The organism is Paenibacillus sp. 05T425, from assembly GCF_056396205.1.
Window position 1 is genome coordinate 86,908 of record NZ_JBFTLA010000010.1, and the last position, 22,553, is coordinate 109,460.

Sequence of the window (22,553 nt, forward strand, 5' to 3'; positions counted from 1 at the left end):
AAACGAAAAGAGGTTGGTCGCATGAATCTGGTACCTGTCGTAGTCGAACAAACAAACCGCGGGGAGCGTTCTTACGATATTTACTCCCGCTTGCTGAAGGACCGCATCATTTTCCTTGGGAGCGCAATTGATGATGACGTTGCAAACTCCGTTATTGCACAACTGCTGTTCCTGGCGGCCGACGATCCGGAGAAAGACATCCATCTGTACATTAACTCTCCTGGCGGATCTGTAACCGCTGGTATGGGTATTTTCGATACGATGCAATATATTAAGCCTGAAGTGTCCACGATCTGCATGGGCATGGCAGCAAGTATGGGTTCGCTTCTCCTGACTGCGGGAGCGAAGGGCAAGCGCTTCGCGCTTCCCAATGCGGAAGTCATGATTCACCAGCCGCTTGGCGGCGTTCGTGGTCAAGCGTCCGATATTAAGATTCACGCGGACTGGATCTTGAAGACAAAGCAGAAGCTTAACAATATTTACGTTGAACGTACGGGTCAACCTTATGACAAGATCGACCGCGATACCGACCGCGACAACTTTATGAGCGCGGAAGACGCACTCGCTTACGGTCTGATCGACAAAGTCATTACTTCGCCTGTAGTGTAACGATTTAATTGAAGGGGTGATTCCATGTTCAAATTCAACGACGAAAAAGGCCAGTTGAAATGTTCTTTCTGCGGCAAGTCGCAGGATCAAGTGCGCAAGCTGGTAGCCGGTCCCGGCGTATATATATGTGATGAGTGCATCGAGCTATGCACGGAAATCGTAGAAGAAGAGCTCGGTAACGAAGAAGAGCTTGATCTGAAGGATATTCCGAAGCCGAAAGACATTCGCGCTATTCTTGATTCGTATGTTATCGGTCAAGAGTTCGCTAAGAAATCGTTGTCCGTTGCGGTTTACAACCACTACAAGCGGATCAACTCCGGCAGCAAGATCGAGGATGTCGAGCTTCAGAAGAGTAATATTTTGCTTCTAGGCCCTACAGGCTCGGGTAAGACGCTATTGGCTCAAACAATGGCGAAAATTCTGAATGTTCCGTTCGCGATTGCGGATGCGACTTCGCTTACGGAAGCTGGTTATGTAGGCGAGGACGTAGAGAACATTTTGCTCAAGCTTATTCAAGCCGCCGACTATGATGTTGAGAAAGCGGAACGCGGTATTATTTATATCGACGAAATTGATAAAGTAGCCCGCAAATCGGAGAATCCGTCCATTACGCGCGACGTATCCGGTGAAGGCGTACAGCAAGCATTGCTGAAGATTCTAGAAGGTACGGTTGCATCCGTTCCGCCGCAAGGCGGACGCAAGCATCCGCATCAAGAGTTCATTCAGATCGATACGACGAACATTTTGTTCATTTGCGGCGGCGCGTTCGACGGCCTGGAGCAATTGATCAAACGCCGTATCGGCAAGAAGGTTATCGGCTTCAACTCCACTGGCGAATTGACAAAGGACTTGAAACCGGGCGAATACCTATCGATGGTATTGCCTGAAGACTTGCTCAAATTCGGGCTAATCCCTGAGTTTGTAGGACGTCTGCCGGTTATCTCTACTTTGGAGCCGCTTGATGAGCCGGCACTCGTTCGGATTCTGTCCGAACCGAAGAACGCGCTCGTGAAGCAGTACCAGAAGCTGCTTGAGATGGATAATGTGAAGCTCGACTTCGAACCGGCTGCGCTTGATGCGATCGCGAAGGAAGCGATTAAGCGTAATACCGGCGCGCGCGGCCTGCGTGCGATCATCGAGGGCATCATGCTGGAAGTGATGTATGAGGTTCCTTCCCGTGACGATGTGCAGAACTGCCTGATTACGGAGCAATCCGTGCAGGAAAAGATGATGCCTGAGTTGACGGCGAAGAAGGGCAAGAAAAAGGAAGAGAGCGCGTAAGCTACCTTTTCAAATAACAAACGTATGATATAGAGCGAGATTACCGTCATTGTTTCCACCTTGCTAGCTGCGGCTTTTTTCGCCATAAGCTTGCGGGGTGGACTTTGACGTTCATGGGAGAGATTGGTAATATGTACAAACGTCAAGATACGGTAGCGGTGAAGGTCGGCGATCTGACGATCGGCGGCAGCAATGAAGTCATCATTCAAAGCATGTGTACGACGAAGACCGCCGATGTGGAAGCGACTGTAGCTGAAATACTGCGTCTCGAGGAGGCTGGCTGCCAGGTTGTCCGGGTAACCGTCAATAACAAGGAAGCGGCGGATGCGATTAAGGAGATTAAGAAACGCATCCATATTCCGCTAGTTGCTGACATTCACTTCGATTACCGCTTGGCGCTTGCGGCGATCGAGAACGGCGTCGACAAGGTGCGTATTAACCCAGGCAATATCGGCCGCCGCGAGAAGGTTGAGGCGGTTGTTAAAGCGTGCAAGGAGAAGGGCATTCCGATCCGGATCGGCGTCAACGCCGGCTCGCTGGAGAACCATCTGCTAGAGAAGTATGGTTATCCAACGCCGGAAGCGATGGTCGAGAGCGCTTTGTTCCATATCGGCATTCTTGAAGAGCTCGATTTCCATGATATTATCGTGTCGCTTAAGGCGTCCGACGTACCGATGGCGATAGCGGCTTACTCGATGGCAGCAGAGAAGATCAAATATCCGCTGCATCTTGGCATTACCGAGGCGGGCACCCTGCACACGGGTACGATCAAGAGCTCGGCAGGCATCGGCGCATTGCTGGCGCTTGGCATCGGCAATACAGTTCGGATCAGCCTAAGCGCAGATCCGGTTGAAGAGGTTAAGGTCGCTCGCGAGCTGCTCAAGACCTTCGGTTTGATTACGAACGCAGCGACGCTGGTCTCTTGTCCAACCTGCGGCCGTCTTGATATCGACTTATTCTCGATCGCGAATGAGGTCGAGGACTATATCTCGAAGATCAAGGTGCCGATCAAGGTTTCGGTGCTCGGCTGCGCGGTTAACGGCCCAGGGGAAGCTCGTGAAGCGGACATAGGCATTGCCGGCGCTCGCGGCGAAGGGATGCTGTTCCGTTACGGGGAAATGATCCGTAAAGTACCGGAGGCAGAACTGCTGAACGAGCTCAAGAAGGAAATCGACGAAATCGTACGTGTATTCGAAGCGACCGGCGAGATCCCGGGCCGCAAACATCATACGCACGCTTAAATGTTATTGGGCCTATGCCGACTCTATTCGTCGGGTAGGCCCTTTATTTATGAGGTCAGCCAGAATGCTCTGGTTGGCCTCTTTTTATTTTGACGTCACTTCGAAAGCACGCAGTAAGTACACATATGCTCTTGGATGCGAATAATTTCCATGATTGGTGGCAAATTAAGGATTGCAGCTACGACAAACGCAAAAGGTGGGAGCGGGTTGGAGCGAATTAGTCTGAATCAGTTAGGATCGATGATCGTTTTGTTTCTAATCGGCAGCTCATCGTTGTTCTTGCTTGCAAGCGATGCGGGCAATGATGCATGGCTGGCCGTCTTCGTCGGTATGCTGGGCGGACTTGCCCTGCTCTGGGGCGTTAACCTTATGATTTTCCGTCATGCGCCGAATAGCAACCTTATCGAAATCATTAACGATCATTTTGGCAAATATATCGGTTTCCTGTTGTCGTTGGGATATGTCTTCTATTTCTGCTACAAATCCATAAGAAACGTCAGAGAGTTCGGAGATTTGACGTCGATGCTGCTTTTGCCGAACACCCCGATTAGTGTCCTCATGCTTATTATTTGTGCGATGGCTGCTTATACCGTCATGAGCGGGGTTGGCGTTTTTTTTCGCATGGCTGAGTTTATATTGCCGCTCATTATTGCGATCTACGTCATCCTGTTTCTCGTTATCGCCTATGCGGATCTGCTTCAGTTCGACAACTTGCTTCCGGTTCTGGACAAAGGGTTGAAGCCGATTCTCAAAGCTGCGTTCCCTGGGCTTATTTCATTTCCTTTCGGAGAATTGATTTTGTTTCTGATGTTCTGGAAATATGCCGAACAAGAAGGCCATCACATGGTAAGCATTACGATCAAATGTTATCTGTTCTCAGGTTTATTCATTATGACAACGAATCTGCTTATATGGGCTGGGCTTGGCAAGCTGGCTCCGGTTATCACGATACCGTTCATGCAAATGACGACGTTCATACAAATCGCCAAAATATTGGAGCGCATCGATCCTTTCGTAGCGTTGCTATTGTTCACGGGTGTTTTTTTCAAGCTGACTGCTTATTATATGGGCGCGGTGCTTGCCGTACGTTATATGACTAAGCTTTCAAAGGCGTATGCGGTGCTGATCGTAGGCGCAGCGATTTATTTGGGGTCGTGCTTCATATTCAAAAGCTACATGGAACAGGTGTCGTTTGGCTTCAACCTTAACGTGAAATACCATTTTCCTATTTTCCAGATTGCTTTTCCACTGTTGCTACTGATTGTTGTGCTCGTCAAAAAAAGATGGAATGAAAAGGTGCATAATCATGAAGAAACGGAGTAACGAAACAAGCTCTCAAGATACAGAGCAAGTGAAGCGGCTATCTAGCGATATCGAGGCTACTATTCGTTACGCGCAAGAGACACTCGGTACGGGGCCGGATATTTTAATACGGCGTATGCATCTATTCGAGTCGAGCGAAGCTGCTGTTATGTCAATTGCGGGCATATCGGATAAGACAAGCGTCAACCTGCTTATAGACAGCATGCTGTCGGAGCCTAGAGAGCAAGGCGCATTGGCAAGAGAGGGTGATCCCTTTCAAGCGCTCATCTACCGCACGCTGGCTGTAGGAAGCATTCGCAAGCTGGAGACGCTGGACGATATCGACGTCGCCATGCTGGAAGGGTATACAGTCGTTTTGCTTGACGGTTATGATCGAGCCATTGCGGTAGATACGAGCGGCGGAGAGCGGCGTGGCGTGGAGGAACCTAGTACACAAACCGTTGTCAGAGGGCCGAAAGAAGGCTTCACCGAGAGCATCTCGACGAACATCTCTCTTCTGCGCACGAGAATCAAATCGTCTAACCTGCGAATCGAGTACAAAATAATCGGTCGTGAGACACGGACAACGATTGCAATTGCTTATATGAAAGGAATTTCTGAGGAAAAGGTGGTGACAGAGATTCATCGCCGATTGGACGCAATCGATACCGACAGCATTCTGGAGAGCGGCTATATCGAAGAGTTCATTCAAGAGAGAAAATATTCGCCGTTTCCCATTGTCCAAAACTCCGAGCGGCCCGATGCGATCGCTGCCGGTTTGTTGGAAGGACAGGTAGCCATTATTGTCGACGGAACGCCCTTCGCCTTGCTTGCTCCCGTAACGTTCGTTAAGTTCTTTCAATCAAGCGAGGATTATTACCAAAGCTATGATATAGCGACTTTCCTTAGGATCATTCGTTTCGTTTCGTTCATTGTTTCTATGCTGCTGCCATCGCTGTATATCGCCATTACGACGTTTCATCAAGAAATGCTTCCGACTCCGCTGCTGATCAGCGTCGCCGCGCAGCGGGAGGGCGTTCCATTCCCGGCGATCATCGAGGCGCTGCTCATGGAGCTGACGTTCGAAATATTGCGCGAAGCGGGGGTTCGGATGCCGCGCATTATTGGACCCGCGATATCGATTGTCGGTGCGCTCGTTATCGGACAAGCAGCCGTACAGGCAGGCTTGATCTCAGCGGCCATGGTTATCGTCGTATCGTTTACAGCCATTGCCAGTTTCGTTATTCCCGCGGTCAATATGGGTACCTCGGCCAGGCTTATACGGTTCGCAATGATGATCTTGGCGGGCTCCTTCGGCGTATTTGGAATTATGGCCGGACTGATGGTCCTGTTGACGCATTTGTCGGGATTACGGTCATTCGGCGTTCCGTATCTGACGCCGCTCTCGCCGCTCGTGAAGAGCAACTTAAAGGATGTGTTCATAAGGGTGCCGTGGTGGGCGATGAATACGCGGCCTGCAATGTTCGGCAAAGAACCGAGCAGAAGACAAGGCCAACCTCAGAAACAGCATGAATCAGAGCCGCCAGGAACTTCAGGAACATCGGAGAAGGAGGAAGAGTGACAATGACGTCATCGACGCAGCGAATATCGACTGGCCAAGGGATTGCCATTGTTATCAATGCTATTGCGCCAAGCGCATTGCTGCAGCTGCCGGCTCATGTCGTCTCGATTACGAGACAGGACGGATGGTTGACCATTCTCCTTTCTCTGCTGCTAGGTTTGGTATACGCCTTGATTATCGGCAGAATCTGCTTGCTCGGTAACGGCAAGCCGTTATTGGAATGGCTCGAATCCCGATTTGGCAAGGCAGTCGCCCTATTGATCGGGGTTATATTGTGCGGTTATTTTTTTATGGGGGCAACAAGCGTAATTAGGCAGTTCACGAATTTCGTGCAGGAGCAATTGCTTAGGACGACACCAATACTTGCTATCGCCCTCGTCATTGCACTCGTTTCCGTCTATGCCGTATGGCAAGGGATAGAGGCGATTGGAAGAATTCATTTTATTGTATTTGCGTTTGGTTTGATGCTTATGATGCTTAATTTCGCCTTGTTATGGAGTCACTATAATTGGACAAATTTCATGCCGTTCTTCGAGATATCCGTACCTAAGCATATGTCGGCTGTGCTCCTTCCCGCGGGATGGCTATCTGAAATATCGATCGTTTTGTTCTTGCTGCCATATTTTGAGAAGCCGTCGCAAGCGGCGAAGTCCGCGATGTGGGGAACGGTTGTCTCAGGTGTGATGATTCTGACGATGGTCGTCATGATTATTGCGGTATTCGGCGTAAGAATCGTAAATGTGCTTTCTTATCCGAGCTTCGCCGCTCTCGGCATGGTGGAGGTTGGGAAGTTTTTGGAGCGAATCGATGTTTTTCTGCTGACGGCATGGATCGCATCGATGTTCACGAAGGTTTCTATTTATTTATTTTGCTTGTTCCAAGTCATGGACTATCTCTTCCGAATTCGGAGTCGCTCAAGCCCATTAAACGCATTTGCGATATCCGCGTTCATTAGCGCCTCGTCGATTTATTCCTGGTCACGAAATAGTAATTTCATTGAATACATCTTTACTTCGCTGTCTGCTTATCTGCTTATAAGCAACTACGGGTTATTTCTTCTTATATGGGGCGGGCTCAGCTTGACTCGAAGGAAGACGGATGCCATAGAGGGAGGGGGGGCTGTATGAAATCTTGGCGGATAAYGGCGGTAGCTATGCTGATTCTACCATGTGCGTTGTTATTGACAAGCTGCTGGAGCCGAGTAGAGTTGAACGAGCTTGCTATTACTTCCGCAACGTCAATTGATCGCGAAGGTGAAGACTGGGTGCTCACGTATCAAGTGCTTATCCCTTCCTCGATCTCCACGGGCATCGGAATTATGGGCGGAGCGAATACTTCTCCGGTCATCGTTTATTCGACCAAGGGAAGAACGATTCGTGAAGCGGTGCTGCATAGCGTATACGAAAGCCCGCGTAAGCTTTATTTTGCCCATAATCAAGTCATTATCATTAGCGAAGAAACGGCGCGCCGAGGTTTGAACCCACTCCTTGAAGTGTATTTACGCAACCCTGATGCCAGGGAGACTGTCGATGTGCTCATTACGTCGGGTAAATCTCGGAAAATTCTCGAACAGATGATGCAGATTCAGAAAATTCCAGGCGATGGCATGCGAGAGATCAATGCCATCGAAGCCCGGTATTCTTCGGCGCTGCCAGAAGTGAGAGTATACGAGCTCGCGATGGATCTTGCAAGCGATTCGGCCAGCGCCCTGCTTCCGGAAATAACTTTGTCGGGAAGTAAAGATACCTCCAAGCTCTCGKATTTCGAGAACACGACGCTTCCGTCCAAGCTGAGACTCGGTAGGGCAGCGGTCATCAAGAAGGACAAGATGGTGGGATGGCTTTCCCGCAAAGAGGCATTAGGCGTCGCTTATATGAAAGATACCGTTAAGAGCTCAATCGTCACGATCGCTTGTCCTGACGGAAGCGGAAACCATTCGACAATCAGTATCCAAAGCTCTTCATCAGAGCAAAAGCCGTCGATCATCGAAGGCAATCTAAGTGTGAAGGTAAATGTCAAAGCAAGAGGAGAACTGGTCCAGACCGATTGTCATTCTCAGGACCTCTATAAGCCAGAGGTCATCAAGCAGATGGAGAATGCTGCCGAGAAAGAAATTACGGGATTCATCATGTCGGGCTGGCAATCTCTGCAAAAGCTGAATGCAGATGCGGTAGGCTTCGCCGACCTCGCGCACCGAACCTACCGCAAGGAATGGCGGAGCTGGCAGAAGGATTGGGATGTGGTATTCGCGCGTATCCAGATTAAGCCTGTTGTACGTGTAACCTTATCCAATGTAGGTCTTAGCAATCAGCCTATGAATGTAGAGAAGCTGAACGAGGGCAAGAAATAAGGTGATAAAGAGAAAGAGGAGCAGATCGACTATGGAATTAAAAGAGGCAATCGGCGCGGCGCTGCTAATCGTTGTGTTAGGGTTAGGCGTCGCGAAGCTGTTAAAGAAAGGTTTGGTGCGCGAATATATCGTGTATGCTTCGGCCGTGCTATGGACGGGCTATCTCCTTGCCTCGCAGAGCTATAATTGGATCGTTGTATCGCCGGTTACGATCATCAGCGTAGCAATTAAGCCGCTAGGTTTATGGCTCAAATATACCGGGATACTTACGTGATGCGGCAAGGTAGAAATACTTGAGCCGAAGTTTTACCAAATGCGATTATTCCTATTGCCAAGAGGCAATACTGACATAATACGGATGCCTTCGAGAAACAGGCGGTATGAGAGGAGCGGAAATAAATGAGTTTAAGTGTCGTGTTAATGTTGATTCAAGTGTTTTTTGCCGTCGTTATCGGCTTGTATTTTTGGAATTTGCTGCGTAATCAGAAGACGAACCGCTCTGCGGTCGATCGGGAATCGCGCAAGGAAATGGATAAGCTGCGCAAGCTGCGCTCAGTTTCGCTTACGAAGCCGCTCGCGGAGAAGACGCGCCCGCAGGCCATGCAGGACATTGTCGGTCAGCGCGATGGGCTAAGGGCGCTTAAGGCTGCACTATGCAGCGCGAACCCGCAGCATGTTATTATCTATGGACCGCCTGGAGTCGGTAAGACGGCTGCCGCGCGTGTCGTATTGGAAGAAGCGAAGAAAAATCCAAGCTCGCCATTCCTTCCAGAGGCGAAGTTCACCGAGATCGATGCGACGACAGCGCGCTTCGATGAGCGGGGTATTGCCGATCCGCTGATCGGGTCTGTTCATGATCCGATCTACCAAGGCGCAGGAGCGATGGGGGTAGCGGGCATACCGCAGCCGAAACCCGGCGCGGTTACGAAAGCCCATGGCGGCATTCTGTTCATTGACGAAATCGGAGAATTGCATCCGATTCAAATGAATAAACTGTTAAAGGTGCTGGAAGACCGCAAAGTATTTCTCGAGAGCGCCTATTACAATTCTGAGGATGCGAACATTCCTGTCTATATTCATGATATATTCCAGAATGGGCTGCCGGCAGACTTCCGTCTCGTAGGCGCAACAACGCGTTCGCCTCAGGAAATTCCGCCGGCTATTCGCTCGCGCTGTATGGAGGTATTTTTCCGCCCGCTGCTGGCAGATGAAATTGCACTAGTCGCTGAGAATGCAGTGAAGAAGATCGGCTTCGCACCATGCCCGGAAGCGATCGAGGTCGTGAAGCGTTATGCGACAAACGGTCGCGAAGCGGTCAATGTTATACAGCTAGCAGCAGGAGTAGCCTTATCCGAGAAGCGGGATAGTATTTCGGCAGGTGATATCGAATGGGTTGTGAACAGCAGCCAAATCCCGCCGCGTCCGGACCGCAAGGTGCCTGCGGCGCCGCAGGTCGGCTTCGTGAACGGGCTTGCCGTATACGGACCGAATATGGGCACGCTGCTTGAGATCGAAGTTAGCGCCATTCCGGCAGCAGCAGGACGCGGCCAATTCACGATAACAGGTGTCGTGGAGGAAGAAGAGCTAGGAGGCGGCTCCAGGACGCTTCGCCGTAAGAGCATGGCGAAGGGCTCTGTCGAGAATGTGCTGACTGTATTGCGCCGTATCGGGCTTAATCCGCAAGACTTCGACCTTCATATCAACTTCCCTGGCGGAACGCCGATTGACGGCCCGTCAGCAGGTATTGCAATGGCAACGGCGATTACGTCTGCTATCAAAGGCTTGCCAATCGACAATAAGCTGGCGATGACCGGAGAAGTCGGCATACACGGCAATGTAAAGCCTGTAGGCGGCGTGCTGGCGAAGGTCGAGGCTGCTTTCCAAGCAGGCGCTGAGAAGGTTATTATACCGCGAGAGAACTGGCAGGCTATCTTCGCAGACTTGAACGGGCTTAAGGTGATACCTGTTGAGCGCGTCGAAGAAGTATTTGGCATTGTTTTCCCCGAGTCGACTATTGCGGAGAAGACCGTGGATGCGCCGATCGGCACAGAGCTGTTCATCGCATCGGGGGTTCCTTATTTGCAAGCTGAATCAGCCGAATAATAAGGAATTCGCCGGCATTTAGATTTTGTACTTTGCGATGTGGTAATATAGGGTAGACGTATACAATTGGAGGTGCTGGAATGGGACCTAATAAATCGAAAGGTCGTCGTCGGCTGCCCCTGCTTCCGTTACGGGGGCTACTCGTTTATCCCAGCATGGTTCTCCACCTTGATGTGGGCAGGGACAAATCGGTTCGGGCACTAGAGAGGGCAATGGTCGAGGAAAATATGATCTTGCTCTGCTCACAATCCGAAGTAAACATTGAGGAGCCGACGGAGGAAGATATATATAAGGTCGGTACGATCGCGAAAGTAAGGCAAATGATGAAGCTGCCGAACGGAACGATCCGTGTGCTGGTTGAAGGCGTTGTTCGCGCGGAGATACAGGAGTATCTGCCGAACGATGAATTTTACGAAGTAGCGGTGAAAGAGCTGCCGGAGCAGGAAACGGACGATCCTGAGGTCGACGCGCTTATGCGTACGGTGCTTAGCCAGTTCGAGCACTATATCTCGTTGTCGAAGAAGGTAACGCCGGAGACACATGCGGCCGTGTCCGACATTGACGAACCAGGCAGGCTCGCAGACGTCATCACGAGCCACCTCTCGCTGAAGATTAAGGATAAGCAAGATATCCTAGAGACGATCGGCGCCCGGGAGCGGCTGGAGAAGCTGCTCGACATCTTGAACAACGAGCGCGAGGTGCTGGAGCTGGAGCGCAAGATTAACCAGCGCGTCAAGAAGCAGATGGAGAAGACGCAGAAGGAATATTATTTGCGCGAGCAGATGAAGGCGATCCAGAAGGAGCTTGGCGAGAAGGAAGGCCGCGCCGGCGAGATCGAGGATTTGCGCAGTCAGCTTGCCGAATCCGGCGTGCCCGAGTCTGTGAAGGAGAAGATCGAGAAGGAGATCGATCGGCTCGAGAAGATGCCTGCCTCGTCCGCCGAAGGCGGCGTTATCCGCAATTATATCGATTGGCTGTTGTCGTTGCCTTGGGATAAGCAGACGGATGACGATCTCAGCATTAGCAAAGCTGAGGAAGTGCTGAACGACGATCATTACGGTCTCGAGAAGCCGAAGGAGCGTGTGCTGGAGTACTTAGCCGTACAGCAGCTCGTGAAGAAGCTCAAAGGGCCAATCCTCTGTCTAGTAGGACCTCCGGGTGTCGGCAAGACATCGCTTGCCAGGTCGATTGCGAAGTCGCTCGGACGCAAGTTCGTACGTATCTCGCTCGGCGGCGTACGCGACGAGGCTGAGATTCGCGGTCACAGGCGGACATACGTCGGCGCGATGCCGGGTCGTATTATCCAAGGAATGAAGACGGCCGGTTCGCTTAATCCGGTATTCCTGCTTGATGAAATCGACAAGATGGCGATGGACTTCCGCGGGGATCCTGCTTCTGCCTTGCTAGAGGTGCTTGATCCTGAGCAGAACAGCAACTTCAGCGACCACTTCATCGAAGTTCCATTTGATCTGTCTAACGTCATGTTCGTTACGACCGCGAATGCGATGCACAACATTCCGCGTCCATTGCTTGACCGGATGGAGGTACTCTACATTCCGGGCTATACGGAGCTAGAGAAGCTGCAGATCGGTACGCGGTATTTGCTGCCGAAGCAGAAGAAGGAACACGGTCTTACGGAAGAGCAGCTTCGCATATCTGAAGATACGCTGCTGCAATTGATACGTGGATATACCCGTGAATCCGGCGTGCGGAACCTGGAGCAGCAGATAGCGTCGATATGCCGCAAAGCAGCGAAGTTCTTCGTCTCGAATGAAGAGGCGGAGACGCTGGAGGTAACAAACGATAAGCTTACGGAATGGCTTGGACCTTCCAAGTTCCGTTACGGCTTAGCGGAAAGCGAGAATCAGATCGGCGCCGTTACAGGCCTCGCTTGGACGGAGGTCGGCGGCGATACGCTCGTCATCGAAGTGACCGTTATGCCGGGCGGCGGCAAGTTGACATTGACGGGCAAGCTCGGGGACGTAATGAAGGAATCCGCCCAAGCGGCATTCAGCTTCACGAGGTCGAAGGCGATCGAGCTTGGTATCGATCCAAGCTTCCACGAGAAAAACGATATTCATATTCATATTCCGGAGGGCGCTATTCCTAAGGATGGCCCTTCCGCAGGCATCACGATCGCGACAGCGCTGATCTCGGCGTTAACGAATCGGTATGTGAACAAGGAAGTGGCGATGACCGGCGAGATTACGCTCCGCGGCCGCGTGCTTCCGATTGGCGGATTGAAAGAAAAATCGTTGGCGGCGCATCGCGCGGGCATTAAGACCGTGCTGCTGCCAAAAGACAATGAACGGGACTTGCGGGATATTCCCGATAGCGTGCGCAATGATCTGCAATTTATTCCTGTCGCTCATATGGATGAGGTGCTGCAGCATGCGCTGCTTCCAGTTCTAACGGAACAGAAAGCAGGTACAACTATTTCATGAAGATTATGGATGCACAATTTATTATTAGCGCGGTTCAGCCTCACCAGTACCCGGAGGACGCCTTGCCAGAGATTGCTCTGGCAGGGCGTTCCAATGTCGGGAAATCGTCACTCATCAATAAGCTGATTATGCGCAAAAACTTAGCTAGAACGAGCTCGCAGCCGGGCAAGACGCAGCAGCTCAATTATTATCGCGTGAATGATATGGTCTACTTCGTCGATTATCCAGGCTACGGTTATGCGAAGGTGTCCAAAACACAGCGCGAGAAGTTCGGCACGATGATCGAGACCTATATTAGGGACCGCAAGCAGCTAAAGCTGCAGCTGCTCGTCATCGATATTCGCCATGAGCCGTCCAAGGACGATCAGCTTATGTACGACTGGCTTAAGCATTATGAAATACCTACATGCATCGTCTGCACGAAAGCGGACAAGATTCCAAGGTCGAAGTGGGACAAGCATGTGAAGATGGTCAAAACAACGCTTGGCGTCGACCCGCGAGATTCTATCATCTTATTCTCTTCGGAAACAGGGCTTGGCCGTGAGCAGCTCTGGGACGTTATTATGGAGACGATTGCTACTTAAGGTAGCAAGTGCAGCAACTTCTGCTCTAAAGCAGAGGATTTAGGGAGAAATGCGGCATTCCTCGTGAATTCCTGCGTTATTTTCAGTTATATGCAAGAATATCGCGTGCGGACGGCAGGAATATATTGACGGGATCACGTATAATATACTTAATCTAACGAACCGACGTGAACGATGAATCGCGCGGAGAGACGCGTCGATCGATTCGGGCAAGTCAAAGAATTGAGGAGATTTTTATGGCTAAGCGGCTAGCCACAGAGTATGTAAATGCCAAACTGCAGTTAACGGCCACGGAGATGGCGGGATTCATTCGATTGTTCGAAGAGCAGCAAATACACCTTCAGGTGCGCGTGCTCGAAGGCGGCAATCAGGAGCTCGTTCTCGAAGACGTAGCAGGGAGGGAAGAGGTCAGGTTGACGTTTGAGCGTCGACAAGACTATTACGTATGTGTTCTTTCTTGCCGACTTGTAGGACCTAGGCTGACAAATGCAATGCGCAAAGCGGTCTCCGCTTTCCGAGGCAACGCGATCGTMAACCGGATTTATAGTCATTATACGATGATCTATCATTATAGGAATGGTTCCGTCATGAGCATTGTGGAACAAACCGCTGCAGGCGAGCGTCTCGTATTTGAATACAAAGATACGGCTTTGCAGCTTGAGAACGTATACCGCAGCCGCTTAATCGAGCGAGAGATTGGATTGATTAACGGTGCAGTCAACGAGCTTCTTGACCTTCGCAATCAAGCGACGGCAGCCGAGGAGATCGGCAGAATTGACGAGCGCTTGGCGGATATGACCAAGAAGTTGTTTATTTTAGAAGCGTAATGTTTAATAAGGGATAAGCAGGAGGCCGCTTGCGCGGCTTCTTTTTTTATATCGGAAAAAACTGGATCATTCCGAGTAACTGTAACCTCATGACCGGTTTGATCGTCTAAGATTTGTCGCAAGTTTTTCATACGATTTCGATTAGCATCACAGAGATTACACAAAAGGAGCTGGAACAGAGATGAATCCTTCGAAAAATTTCAAAAAGTTTGCGGTCGGCATTACCTTTTCAGTCGCATTGGCGCTATCCGCTTGCAGCAATGCTAATAATGGAGAAAACGGCGAGCAGCCGGACCCAATCGTAAGCGAAGCTCCGTCCGAGGCTGAGCAGACAAGCCCTAGTCAAGACGTCGCTCCGAGCGCAGAGCCTTCAGAAACGCCGAATGGGACGGGCGAACAGAACGGCGGCAGCCATACTCCATCCGACGGTGATGAAGCAGCGGTAACGGTCGGATCTCTCGTCCAACTGGCCAAGAAGGGCAAAGTGCCGAATTGCCAATACGCGGCACATACGGACCTCTTCGACGATATCGAGAAAAAGTGGGGGAAACCGGACAGCAACAATGCAGCTGGAAAGGGTCTTTATGCGGAGTATAAGGATAAAGGCATCACCTTCGGTTACAACAAAGGCATGGTGGTGTTCGATGTCCGTTCCTATGCAAGCGAGCTGCGCACCATCGCTTTGAAAGATATCGAGAAGGCGCTTGGCAAAGCGGATGAACAAACAAAAAACGGTTCGGACGATATTTACACCTATGAAGTAAACGAGCAGTACCAGCTGAAATTCGTTGTATCTGAAAAGACCGGAAAGGTTGATCATATCTCGGTATTCAGCCCGCAGGACACCAAAAATAATATGGCTGGCTGACAAGCATTTCTGTTTCGCGACAAGCCTGACAGTCATACATTGAAAACGGGGCCGGCGACGATATTTTGGTCGAAAAAAACCTGTTGCATTTCTCCCGGATAGATGTTATTTTTAGATTCGTTGAAAACATTGTTGCAATTGAATAATAGGAACCAGGATTCACTCAGGACATGGTTATGTTGCGAGAGATTAATCCCTCGAGAAGTGAATGACGTAGGTCCTAGCGGATGAAATTTTTCAAACATTTTATTCCTAGGAAGGGGGAACCGAAGGATGGAATATTCAACTTTCGGAAGACACGTTKCTGTTGATACTTGGGGTGTAGATTTTGAACTGCTGAACAGCGCTGAATTTTTGCAAAACCACATGGTGGAGGCTGCCGAAGCTTGTGGTGCTACTGTACTTTCGGTGCAAGCGAAACAATTCGATCCTCAAGGCGCAACCGTTCTTGTCATGCTGTCGGAGAGTCATCTCTCGATTCATACGTATCCTGAGAGAGGATTTGCCGCGCTGGACTGCTATACCTGCGGTGATACTGTAGATCCACAACTTGCGATTGATTACATGCTCGCTGTGCTTAAGCCGAAGTCGACTTATGCGAAGAAGCTTGTACGCGGAATGGGCGAATTGCAAGTCGTTGAACAAAAAATGAAACAAATCGAGCTTGTCTAAGAGCTTTGGGCCGATTGGCATATCGAAATAACCATGGATCTAATCCATGGTTATTTCTTTGTATGAAAAGGGAATAATGGATAGGAGTTTTTCAAACATTATTCATAAATGAACATTTTCTGAAAGTCGAACTATGTTATAATAAGCGATAACATCAAGGTTATGACGGACAAGAGAAGGAGGCAGGTGATCGCGCATGCACATTATCGCAGTAGGACTCAATTATCGGACGGCTCCAGTTGAAGTGAGAGAAAGATTCGCATTCGCGGAACGGGAATTGCCGGGTGCGCTTAAGCAGCTCATTCAAACGAAGAGCATCATGGAGTGTGTCATTGTAGCAACCTGCAATCGTACGGAAATGTATGCAGTCGTTGACAGGCATCATCTATGCGGTCATTATATTCGCAGCTTTATGGAGAAGTGGTTCAATCTGCCGAGACAGCAGTTCACGAACCATTTATATATGTATGAAGATGACAAAGCGATTGAGCATTTATTACGAGTAACAAGCGGGCTTGATTCGATGATTATTGGCGAAACGCAAATCTTGGGTCAGGTGAGAGACGCGTTTCTGCAGGCTCAGCAGCTCAAGACGACGGGAACGCTGTTCAATCATCTGTTCAAACAAGCGCTAACGATGGCGAAGCGGGCGCATACCGAGACGACGATAGGCGAATCGGCTGTATCCGTCAGCTACGCAGCAGTAGAGCTTGGCAAGCGGATATTTGGACAATTCAACAAAAAGACGGTTATGGTGCTAGGTGCGGGCGAAACAGGCGAGCTGACAGCGAAGCATCTGTACGCGAACGGCGCTGAGAGAGTTATTGTAGTGAATCGGACTTACGAACGTGCTGTGCAGCTGGCGGACAAGTTCAACGGCGTGGCCTACTCGATGGAGGAAGCGGCGCAGCGGCTGCATGAAGCGGATATCGTCATTAGCTCCACCGGAGCTGAGAACTATGTCCTCACCCGCGGGCAGGTTGCTGAAGCGATGAAGCGCAGAAAGTCGAAGCCGCTTTTCATGATCGATATTGCTGTTCCGCGGGATCTTGAGCCGTCGATTGCGGCGGTAGACAACGTCTTTTTATATGATATTGACGATTTGGAGGGCATTGTGGAGAGTAATCTGGAGCAGCGCCGCCTTGAAGCAGCCAAGATCGAAACGATGATCGTCGAAGAAATCGGACTGTTCGAGCAATGGTACAAGACGCTGGGCGTCGTGCCGCTCATTCGTGCTCTTCAGACGAAGGCCGCCGATATTCACGAAGAAACGATGAACAGCTTGACGAACAAGCTGCCGGATCTCGATGAGCATCAGTTGAAGGTGATCCGCAAGCTGACGAAAAGCATCGTCAATCAAATGATGCAGGACCCGATCCTGCGCATTAAGGAAATGGCAGGCGAGAAGAAAGCGGACGAAGCGATGGATATGTTCGTCAAGCTGTTCGCGCTTGAGGAACAAATGACAAAAACGCGGCAAACAGAGCTTCAAGCGGCATCGGGGCCTGTGACTGCAACACAAACCAAAAACGTACAAGACCATGCACCTGCCGCGGCGCTGGCACCTGCTATTCAGTAAAGGATGCCCGCGAAATTTAGTTGAGGGCCGCAATATGGAGGCGCTATGGTTACACAAAATGTACTGTACGACGCGATACTTTATGTTTACGCCCTGAGCCTTCTGTTTTACTTCTCCGACTTCATGAATGCGAGCCGGAAAGCGAAGCGGATAGGTACAGGGCTGCTTATTTTTGTTTGGGTTTTGCAGACTGCTTACGTTACGGTAAGAACCGTATCGCATTTTCAGCTGACGCCCGTATCTACTTTCGAATATTGGCTTTGGTTCTCATGGCTGCTCGTTACGGTGTCGCTCGTTATAAGCCGGTTTTTCAAAATCGACTTTATCGTCTTTTTCGTAAATGTGATCGGATTCGCCGTACTTGCTCTTAATCTGTACAGCAGTACGAACAGCGGTCAGTCGTCCGAGCTGTGGCAGACAACAAGAGAGCTGCTCTATGTTCATATTAGTCTCGTATTATGCGCTTATGCGGTATTGACCTTCGGGGGTCTGTTTGCCGGCATGTACCTGTTTCTTCATAAACGTCTGAAGAGCAAGCAGTGGACCAAAGCGGTTCGCAGGCTGCCTAGCCTGGAAATGATGGAGCGATATATGGATCGTGCAGTGATCGTTGGCGTACCGCTGCTTGCAATGTCGCTTGCGATAGCGGCAGTGTCGTTAATCGTAGAAGGAAGATCCGCGCTGCTGCTGGACTTTAAGGTGCTGACATCTGTTGCGACGCTAGTTTTATTTATCATTTTCGTCTATCAACGTGCCGCGCAGAAGCGGCCGGGACCGCAGATGGCATGGCTTTATATTGCTTCATTCCTGATGTTGCTTATTAATTTGCTCTCCAATTACGTTTCAAGGTTTCATTAATGATCATTTCGGTCAATCCTATGGGGGATCAAGCATGAATGGCTATTACCCGGTCGTGCTCCAATTGCGCGGCAAAAAAATCGTCGTTATCGGCGGCGGCGGCGTAGCAGAGCGAAAGGTTATCGGCTTACTGGAAGCCGGGGCAGACGATGTAAGGATCGTCAGTCCAGCGGTTACGGAGCGACTGGCCGGTCTTGCCGAGGAAGGCAAGCTGCGGATTGAGCTTAGAGGGTACAAAGAGAGCGATGCAAGCGGAGCGTGGCTATTATTCGCGGCGTCAGGAAATAAGGAAGTTAACGCTGCTGTTGCAGCTGACGGCAAGCGTTATGGCGCGCTAGTGAATGCGGCGGATTCCTACGACGAAGGCGACTTTCTCGCACCATCCGTCATTCGCCGGGGCGAGCTGTTGCTGTCTGTGACGACAGCCGGCGCAAGTCCATCGCTAGCGGCAGCGATAAAGAAGGAGCTGGAAACGCAATACGGGGAAAGTTACATAGAAGCAGTGGACCGTCTGCGCCGTTTGCGAACAATTGTCATGAACAGTGAGATAGATCGAGTAGCTAAACAGGCTATACTGAAGCTAGCGGCGGAAGAGGCGGCTGAGGACGCGAAGAGCGGTGCTTCAGTCGCGGATAGCGGGGAAGAAGTAGAAGGCAGCGACGATGAATGGCTGAACAGCCTGCTGCGTCGCATCGGAATAACGGGAGGCATACATAATGAAGGAAACAGCTAATGCACATCGAGTGATCGTTGTAGGAACGAGACAGAGCGCGCTTGCGCTTACGCAGACAGGACAAGTGATCGATCAATTGCAGCAGCTCAGCGACGAGCAAGGCTTCTCTTATACGTTCGAGGTAAAGAAGATCGTGACGAAGGGCGACCGGATTCTCGATGTTACGTTGTCCAAGGTAGGCGGCAAAGGGTTGTTCGTTAAGGAAATTGAGCAAGCACTCATTGATGGCGATATCGACTTGGCGGTACACAGCATGAAGGACATGCCCTATGAATTGCCAGAAGGTTTAATGAACGGAGCCATTCCGCTGCGCGTCGATCCAAGGGACTGCTTGGTTATGAAGGACGGCCTGCATAGCCTGTCAGACTTGCCGATTGGAGCGCGTGTAGGAACGAGCAGCTTGCGCCGCTCTTGCCAGCTCAAGAACGCTAGACCGGACCTCAAGCTCGAGTCGATCAGAGGCAATATCGATTCCCGTATCCGTAAGCTGGAGACGGAAGGTTTCGATGCGGTTGTGTTGGCGACGGCTGGGTTGACAAGAATGGGCTGGCAGGATCGCATTTCGGCAGCCGTACCGGTTGATGTCTGTATCCCTGCGGTAGGCCAAGGGGCACTTGGCATCGAATGTCGGAGCGATGATGCACAGATCAGAGAGTTGCTTGCACTGTTGAACGATAGAGAAAGCGAGCTGGCCGTCCGCGCAGAGCGCAGTTTCCTTGGCGCGCTGAACGGAGGCTGCCAAGTGCCGATCGGCGCATATGCCGTATTGGTGGATGACGCTGGAAGCGAGCCGCTGTTGGAGCTGACCGGCATGGTTGGTTCGCCAGACGGAGAGACCTTGCTTAAGGAGCAGTTAAGGGGGACGAATCCCGAACAGCTTGGACGGGATGTGGCGGCAGCGCTTATCGCGCGCGGCGCTGATCGTATTTTAGCGGAAATTGGGGGATGACCGGTGAATAAGGGGAAAGTTTATTTGGTCGGGGCCGGTCCCGGCGATCCGAAGCTCATTACCGTTCGCGGGCGCGAATGTCTTGAGCTGTGCGATGTCGTCGTGTATGATCGGCTTGCCAGCCCTCGGCTGCTGCGTCATGTGAAGCCGGGCACGGAGAAAATTTATGTAGGCAAGCTGCCTGACCGACACACGATGAAGCAAGAGGAAATCAATCAATTGCTCGTCGATTTGGCGCTTCAAGGCAAGACCGTTACGCGCCTTAAGGGCGGCGACCCGACGATATTCGGCCGCGTGGGAGAAGAGGCCGAATTGCTGTACGATAACGGCGTCGAGTTCGAGATCGTGCCAGGCATTACATCGGCGATTGCCGTACCAGCGTATGCGGGCATACCGGTAACGCATCGCGATCTTGCTTCGTCGCTGTCGATCATAACGGGCCATGAGAGTCCGGATAAGCTCGACCGGTCGATTCATTGGGACAAAGTGACGAATGCGACAGGAACGCTCATCTTCCTGATGGGCGTTGCGAAGATCGGATATATCGCCGATCAGCTGATCAAGCATGGCAAGCCGCCGCAAACGCCAGTTGCGCTTGTCCGCTGGGGGACGAGAGTGGAGCAGCAGACGATCGTCGGTACGCTCGAAACGATCGAAGCCATCGTCCGCGAGGCGAACTTCCAGCCGCCGGCGGTCATCGTTGTGGGCGAGGTTGTACTGCAGCGGGAGAAGCTGAGATGGTATGAGAACAAGCCGTTGTTCGGCATGCGAATACTGGTTACCCGAGCACGGGCGCAAGCAAGCGAGCTCGCCGACCAGATCGAGAGCTTAGGCGGCGAGCCTTGCGAGTTTCCGGTTATCGAGACGCAAGAGCCTTCGAATGCAGAAGCGATAGGTATGCTAAGAACGCATCTAGAGCAAGCGGAGAGCTATAGCTGGGTCATGTTCACGAGCGTGAACGGCGTCGATTATTTCTTMCGCTGGCTGCAGCGGTTCGGCATCGACATTCGGCGGTTCCACGGCGCTCGTCTTGCTGCCGTCGGTCCAAAGACGGCCGAGGCGCTGCGTATGCGCGGCTTGACGTTCGAAGAACTCCCTGTTCAATTCCATGCTGAGGGACTGCTGGAGCAGCTCGATCCGCACTTGAAAGCCGGCGAAAGAGTATTGCTGCCGCGTGGCGATTTGGCACGCGAGGTGCTGCCAAGAGAGCTTCAGTCTAAGGGACTTGAAGCAGTGGAGATTGATGTCTACGAGACCGTGCTGGCGGATACGCAGGACGAGCTGGCATTGGAGTGGTTACGCGAGAAGCGGATTCATATGATTACGTTCACCAGCTCGTCTACGGTAACGAATCTCCTTGAATTGCTTAGACGCAGAGGCATTGAGGATCCGGCTGAACATCTCGCAGGCATACCGATCGCGAGTATCGGTCCAATCACATCGAAGACGGTAATAGATGCGGGACTTTCCGTAACGGTTGAGCCTGAACATTCGACCATAGACAGCTTAATAGACGCTATTGCCGCCTATCGCGCGGCCAAAGCGAACGTGTAGAGGAGGAACTATTCAGATGAGCTTTCCTATAGTGAGAAATCGCAGATTGCGCCGCACAGCCGGCCTTCGCAGCCTGGTGCGCGAGACGGTGCTAAGCGCTAATGACTTTATATATCCGCTTTTTGTAACGTATGGCGTGAACGTAAAGGAAGAGATTCCTTCAATGCCGGGCGTATACCATTACTCGATGGATCGCCTTGAGGAAGAAATTCGCGACGTTGTCGCAAGCGGCGTTCAGTCGGTGCTTATGTTCGGCGTTCCTGAGCATAAGGATGCAGTCGGCACATCGGCTTACGACGCTAACGGCATTATGCAGCAAGCGATCCGTGCGATTAAGGGATGGGCGCCTGAGCTTGTCGTTATTGCCGATACATGCTTATGCGGGTTTACCGATCACGGCCATTGCGGCGTCGTTCATGTCGACGAGCATTCCTGCGAGGCTACCGTAGATAACGATGCGTCACTTGAGCTGCTTGTGCGTACGGCAATTTCGCAAGCCGAAGCGGGAGCCGATATTATCGCGCCTTCGAATATGATGGACGGCTTCGTCCATGCGATTCGCGGCGGGCTTGATGAAGCGGGCTACAGCGATATCCCGATTCTGTCTTACTCCGTGAAATACGCATCTGCGTTCTATGGTCCATTCCGTGACGCGGCACATTCCGCGCCGCAATTCGGAGATCGCAAGACGTATCAGATGGACCCGGCCAACGTACGCGAAGCGCTGCGCGAAGCGGAATCGGATGTAGCAGAAGGCGCGGATATGCTCATGGTGAAGCCGGCACTGGCTTACTTGGATGTCGTGCGTTTGCTGAAAGAAAACTATGATTTGCCGGTTGTCGCTTATAACGTAAGCGCTGAATACTCGATGGTGAAGGCAGCGGCAGCGAACGGATGGATTAACGAAAAGGCGATTGTGCTGGAGACGCTCACGGGTATGAAGCGCGCAGGCGCTGATATTATCATTACGTACCATGCAAAAGACGCTGCGCGCTGGCTGAAAGGGGAGGCTTAACC

Annotated in this window: 20 protein-coding genes; all 20 read left to right on the forward strand. The window is 51.3% G+C overall.

Annotation, left to right across the window (positions count from 1 at the left end; all coding sequences use genetic code 11):
- Nucleotides 1–21 precede the first annotated feature (21 nt).
- The 20 genes from clpP (at nucleotide 22) to hemB (ending at nucleotide 22,551) form a co-directional block, all read left to right on the forward strand.
- Nucleotides 22–609: an ATP-dependent Clp endopeptidase proteolytic subunit ClpP gene (gene clpP / locus AC1DF0_RS22290; protein ID WP_337099565.1), complete on the forward strand. Its 588-nt coding sequence runs from the start codon at nucleotides 22–24 to the stop codon at nucleotides 607–609.
- A 24-nt stretch (nucleotides 610–633) separates the two neighbouring features.
- Entirely contained in the window at nucleotides 634–1,890 is a 1,257-nt protein-coding gene (gene clpX / locus AC1DF0_RS22295) for an ATP-dependent protease ATP-binding subunit ClpX (RefSeq protein ID WP_337099564.1), read from the forward strand.
- Nucleotides 1,891–2,021: 131 nt separating this feature from the next.
- Entirely contained in the window at nucleotides 2,022–3,131 is a 1,110-nt protein-coding gene (gene ispG, locus AC1DF0_RS22300) for a flavodoxin-dependent (E)-4-hydroxy-3-methylbut-2-enyl-diphosphate synthase (RefSeq protein WP_442051015.1), read from the forward strand.
- Between the two features lie 207 nt (nucleotides 3,132–3,338).
- Complete coding sequence (locus AC1DF0_RS22305; RefSeq protein WP_477575355.1) at nucleotides 3,339–4,454, forward strand: GerAB/ArcD/ProY family transporter; 1,116 nt, start codon at nucleotides 3,339–3,341, stop codon at nucleotides 4,452–4,454.
- A complete protein-coding gene (locus AC1DF0_RS22310) occupies nucleotides 4,438–6,015 on the forward strand; it encodes a spore germination protein (RefSeq protein WP_477575356.1) in 1,578 nt (525 codons plus the stop codon). Before AC1DF0_RS22305 ends, AC1DF0_RS22310 begins: the two co-directional genes overlap by 17 nt.
- Before the next feature lie 2 nt (nucleotides 6,016–6,017).
- Nucleotides 6,018–7,142: a GerAB/ArcD/ProY family transporter gene (locus AC1DF0_RS22315; RefSeq protein ID WP_477575357.1), complete on the forward strand. Its 1,125-nt coding sequence runs from the start codon at nucleotides 6,018–6,020 to the stop codon at nucleotides 7,140–7,142.
- Nucleotides 7,139–8,365, forward strand: coding sequence for a Ger(x)C family spore germination protein (locus AC1DF0_RS22320; protein WP_477575358.1), 1,227 nt, complete (start codon nucleotides 7,139–7,141; stop codon nucleotides 8,363–8,365). Before AC1DF0_RS22315 ends, AC1DF0_RS22320 begins: the two co-directional genes overlap by 4 nt.
- Before the next feature lie 31 nt (nucleotides 8,366–8,396).
- Nucleotides 8,397–8,639: a hypothetical protein gene (locus AC1DF0_RS22325; RefSeq protein ID WP_442051020.1), complete on the forward strand. Its 243-nt coding sequence runs from the start codon at nucleotides 8,397–8,399 to the stop codon at nucleotides 8,637–8,639.
- Between the two features lie 125 nt (nucleotides 8,640–8,764).
- Nucleotides 8,765–10,468, forward strand: a complete 1,704-nt coding sequence (lonB, locus tag AC1DF0_RS22330; RefSeq protein WP_442051021.1) for an ATP-dependent protease LonB — start codon at nucleotides 8,765–8,767, stop codon at nucleotides 10,466–10,468.
- A gap of 80 nt (nucleotides 10,469–10,548) precedes the next feature.
- Nucleotides 10,549–12,912, forward strand: coding sequence for an endopeptidase La (gene lon / locus AC1DF0_RS22335; protein WP_442051022.1), 2,364 nt, complete (start codon nucleotides 10,549–10,551; stop codon nucleotides 12,910–12,912).
- On the forward strand, nucleotides 12,909–13,496 hold the full coding sequence (gene yihA / locus AC1DF0_RS22340) for a ribosome biogenesis GTP-binding protein YihA/YsxC (RefSeq protein WP_442051023.1): 588 nt from the start codon (nucleotides 12,909–12,911) through the stop codon (nucleotides 13,494–13,496). The genes lon and yihA overlap by 4 nt, the downstream gene beginning before the upstream one ends.
- Nucleotides 13,497–13,732: 236 nt before the next feature.
- A complete protein-coding gene (locus AC1DF0_RS22345; protein ID WP_477575359.1) occupies nucleotides 13,733–14,323 on the forward strand; it encodes a non-ribosomal peptide synthetase module in 591 nt (196 codons plus the stop codon).
- A gap of 181 nt (nucleotides 14,324–14,504) precedes the next feature.
- On the forward strand, nucleotides 14,505–15,191 hold the full coding sequence (locus AC1DF0_RS22350; protein ID WP_442053549.1) for a YjgB family protein: 687 nt from the start codon (nucleotides 14,505–14,507) through the stop codon (nucleotides 15,189–15,191).
- Nucleotides 15,192–15,464: 273 nt separating this feature from the next.
- Nucleotides 15,465–15,863, forward strand: coding sequence for an adenosylmethionine decarboxylase (speD, locus tag AC1DF0_RS22355; protein ID WP_477575360.1), 399 nt, complete (start codon nucleotides 15,465–15,467; stop codon nucleotides 15,861–15,863).
- 196 nt (nucleotides 15,864–16,059) lie between these two features.
- A complete protein-coding gene (hemA, locus tag AC1DF0_RS22360) occupies nucleotides 16,060–17,442 on the forward strand; it encodes a glutamyl-tRNA reductase (protein WP_442048900.1) in 1,383 nt (460 codons plus the stop codon).
- 45 nt (nucleotides 17,443–17,487) lie between these two features.
- Nucleotides 17,488–18,300, forward strand: a complete 813-nt coding sequence (locus AC1DF0_RS22365; RefSeq protein WP_442048901.1) for a cytochrome C assembly family protein — start codon at nucleotides 17,488–17,490, stop codon at nucleotides 18,298–18,300.
- Nucleotides 18,301–18,334: 34 nt separating this feature from the next.
- Nucleotides 18,335–19,033: a precorrin-2 dehydrogenase/sirohydrochlorin ferrochelatase family protein gene (locus AC1DF0_RS22370; protein WP_442048902.1), complete on the forward strand. Its 699-nt coding sequence runs from the start codon at nucleotides 18,335–18,337 to the stop codon at nucleotides 19,031–19,033.
- Nucleotides 19,017–19,982 carry a hydroxymethylbilane synthase gene (gene hemC / locus AC1DF0_RS22375; RefSeq protein ID WP_477575361.1) on the forward strand — a complete coding sequence of 322 codons (966 nt, stop codon included), beginning with the start codon at nucleotides 19,017–19,019 and terminating at the stop codon, nucleotides 19,980–19,982. The genes AC1DF0_RS22370 and hemC overlap by 17 nt, the downstream gene beginning before the upstream one ends.
- A gap of 3 nt (nucleotides 19,983–19,985) precedes the next feature.
- Nucleotides 19,986–21,536: a uroporphyrinogen-III C-methyltransferase gene (cobA, locus tag AC1DF0_RS22380; RefSeq protein WP_477575362.1), complete on the forward strand. Its 1,551-nt coding sequence runs from the start codon at nucleotides 19,986–19,988 to the stop codon at nucleotides 21,534–21,536.
- A 16-nt stretch (nucleotides 21,537–21,552) separates the two neighbouring features.
- Nucleotides 21,553–22,551: a porphobilinogen synthase gene (gene hemB, locus AC1DF0_RS22385; protein WP_442048905.1), complete on the forward strand. Its 999-nt coding sequence runs from the start codon at nucleotides 21,553–21,555 to the stop codon at nucleotides 22,549–22,551.
- Nucleotides 22,552–22,553 lie beyond the last annotated feature (2 nt).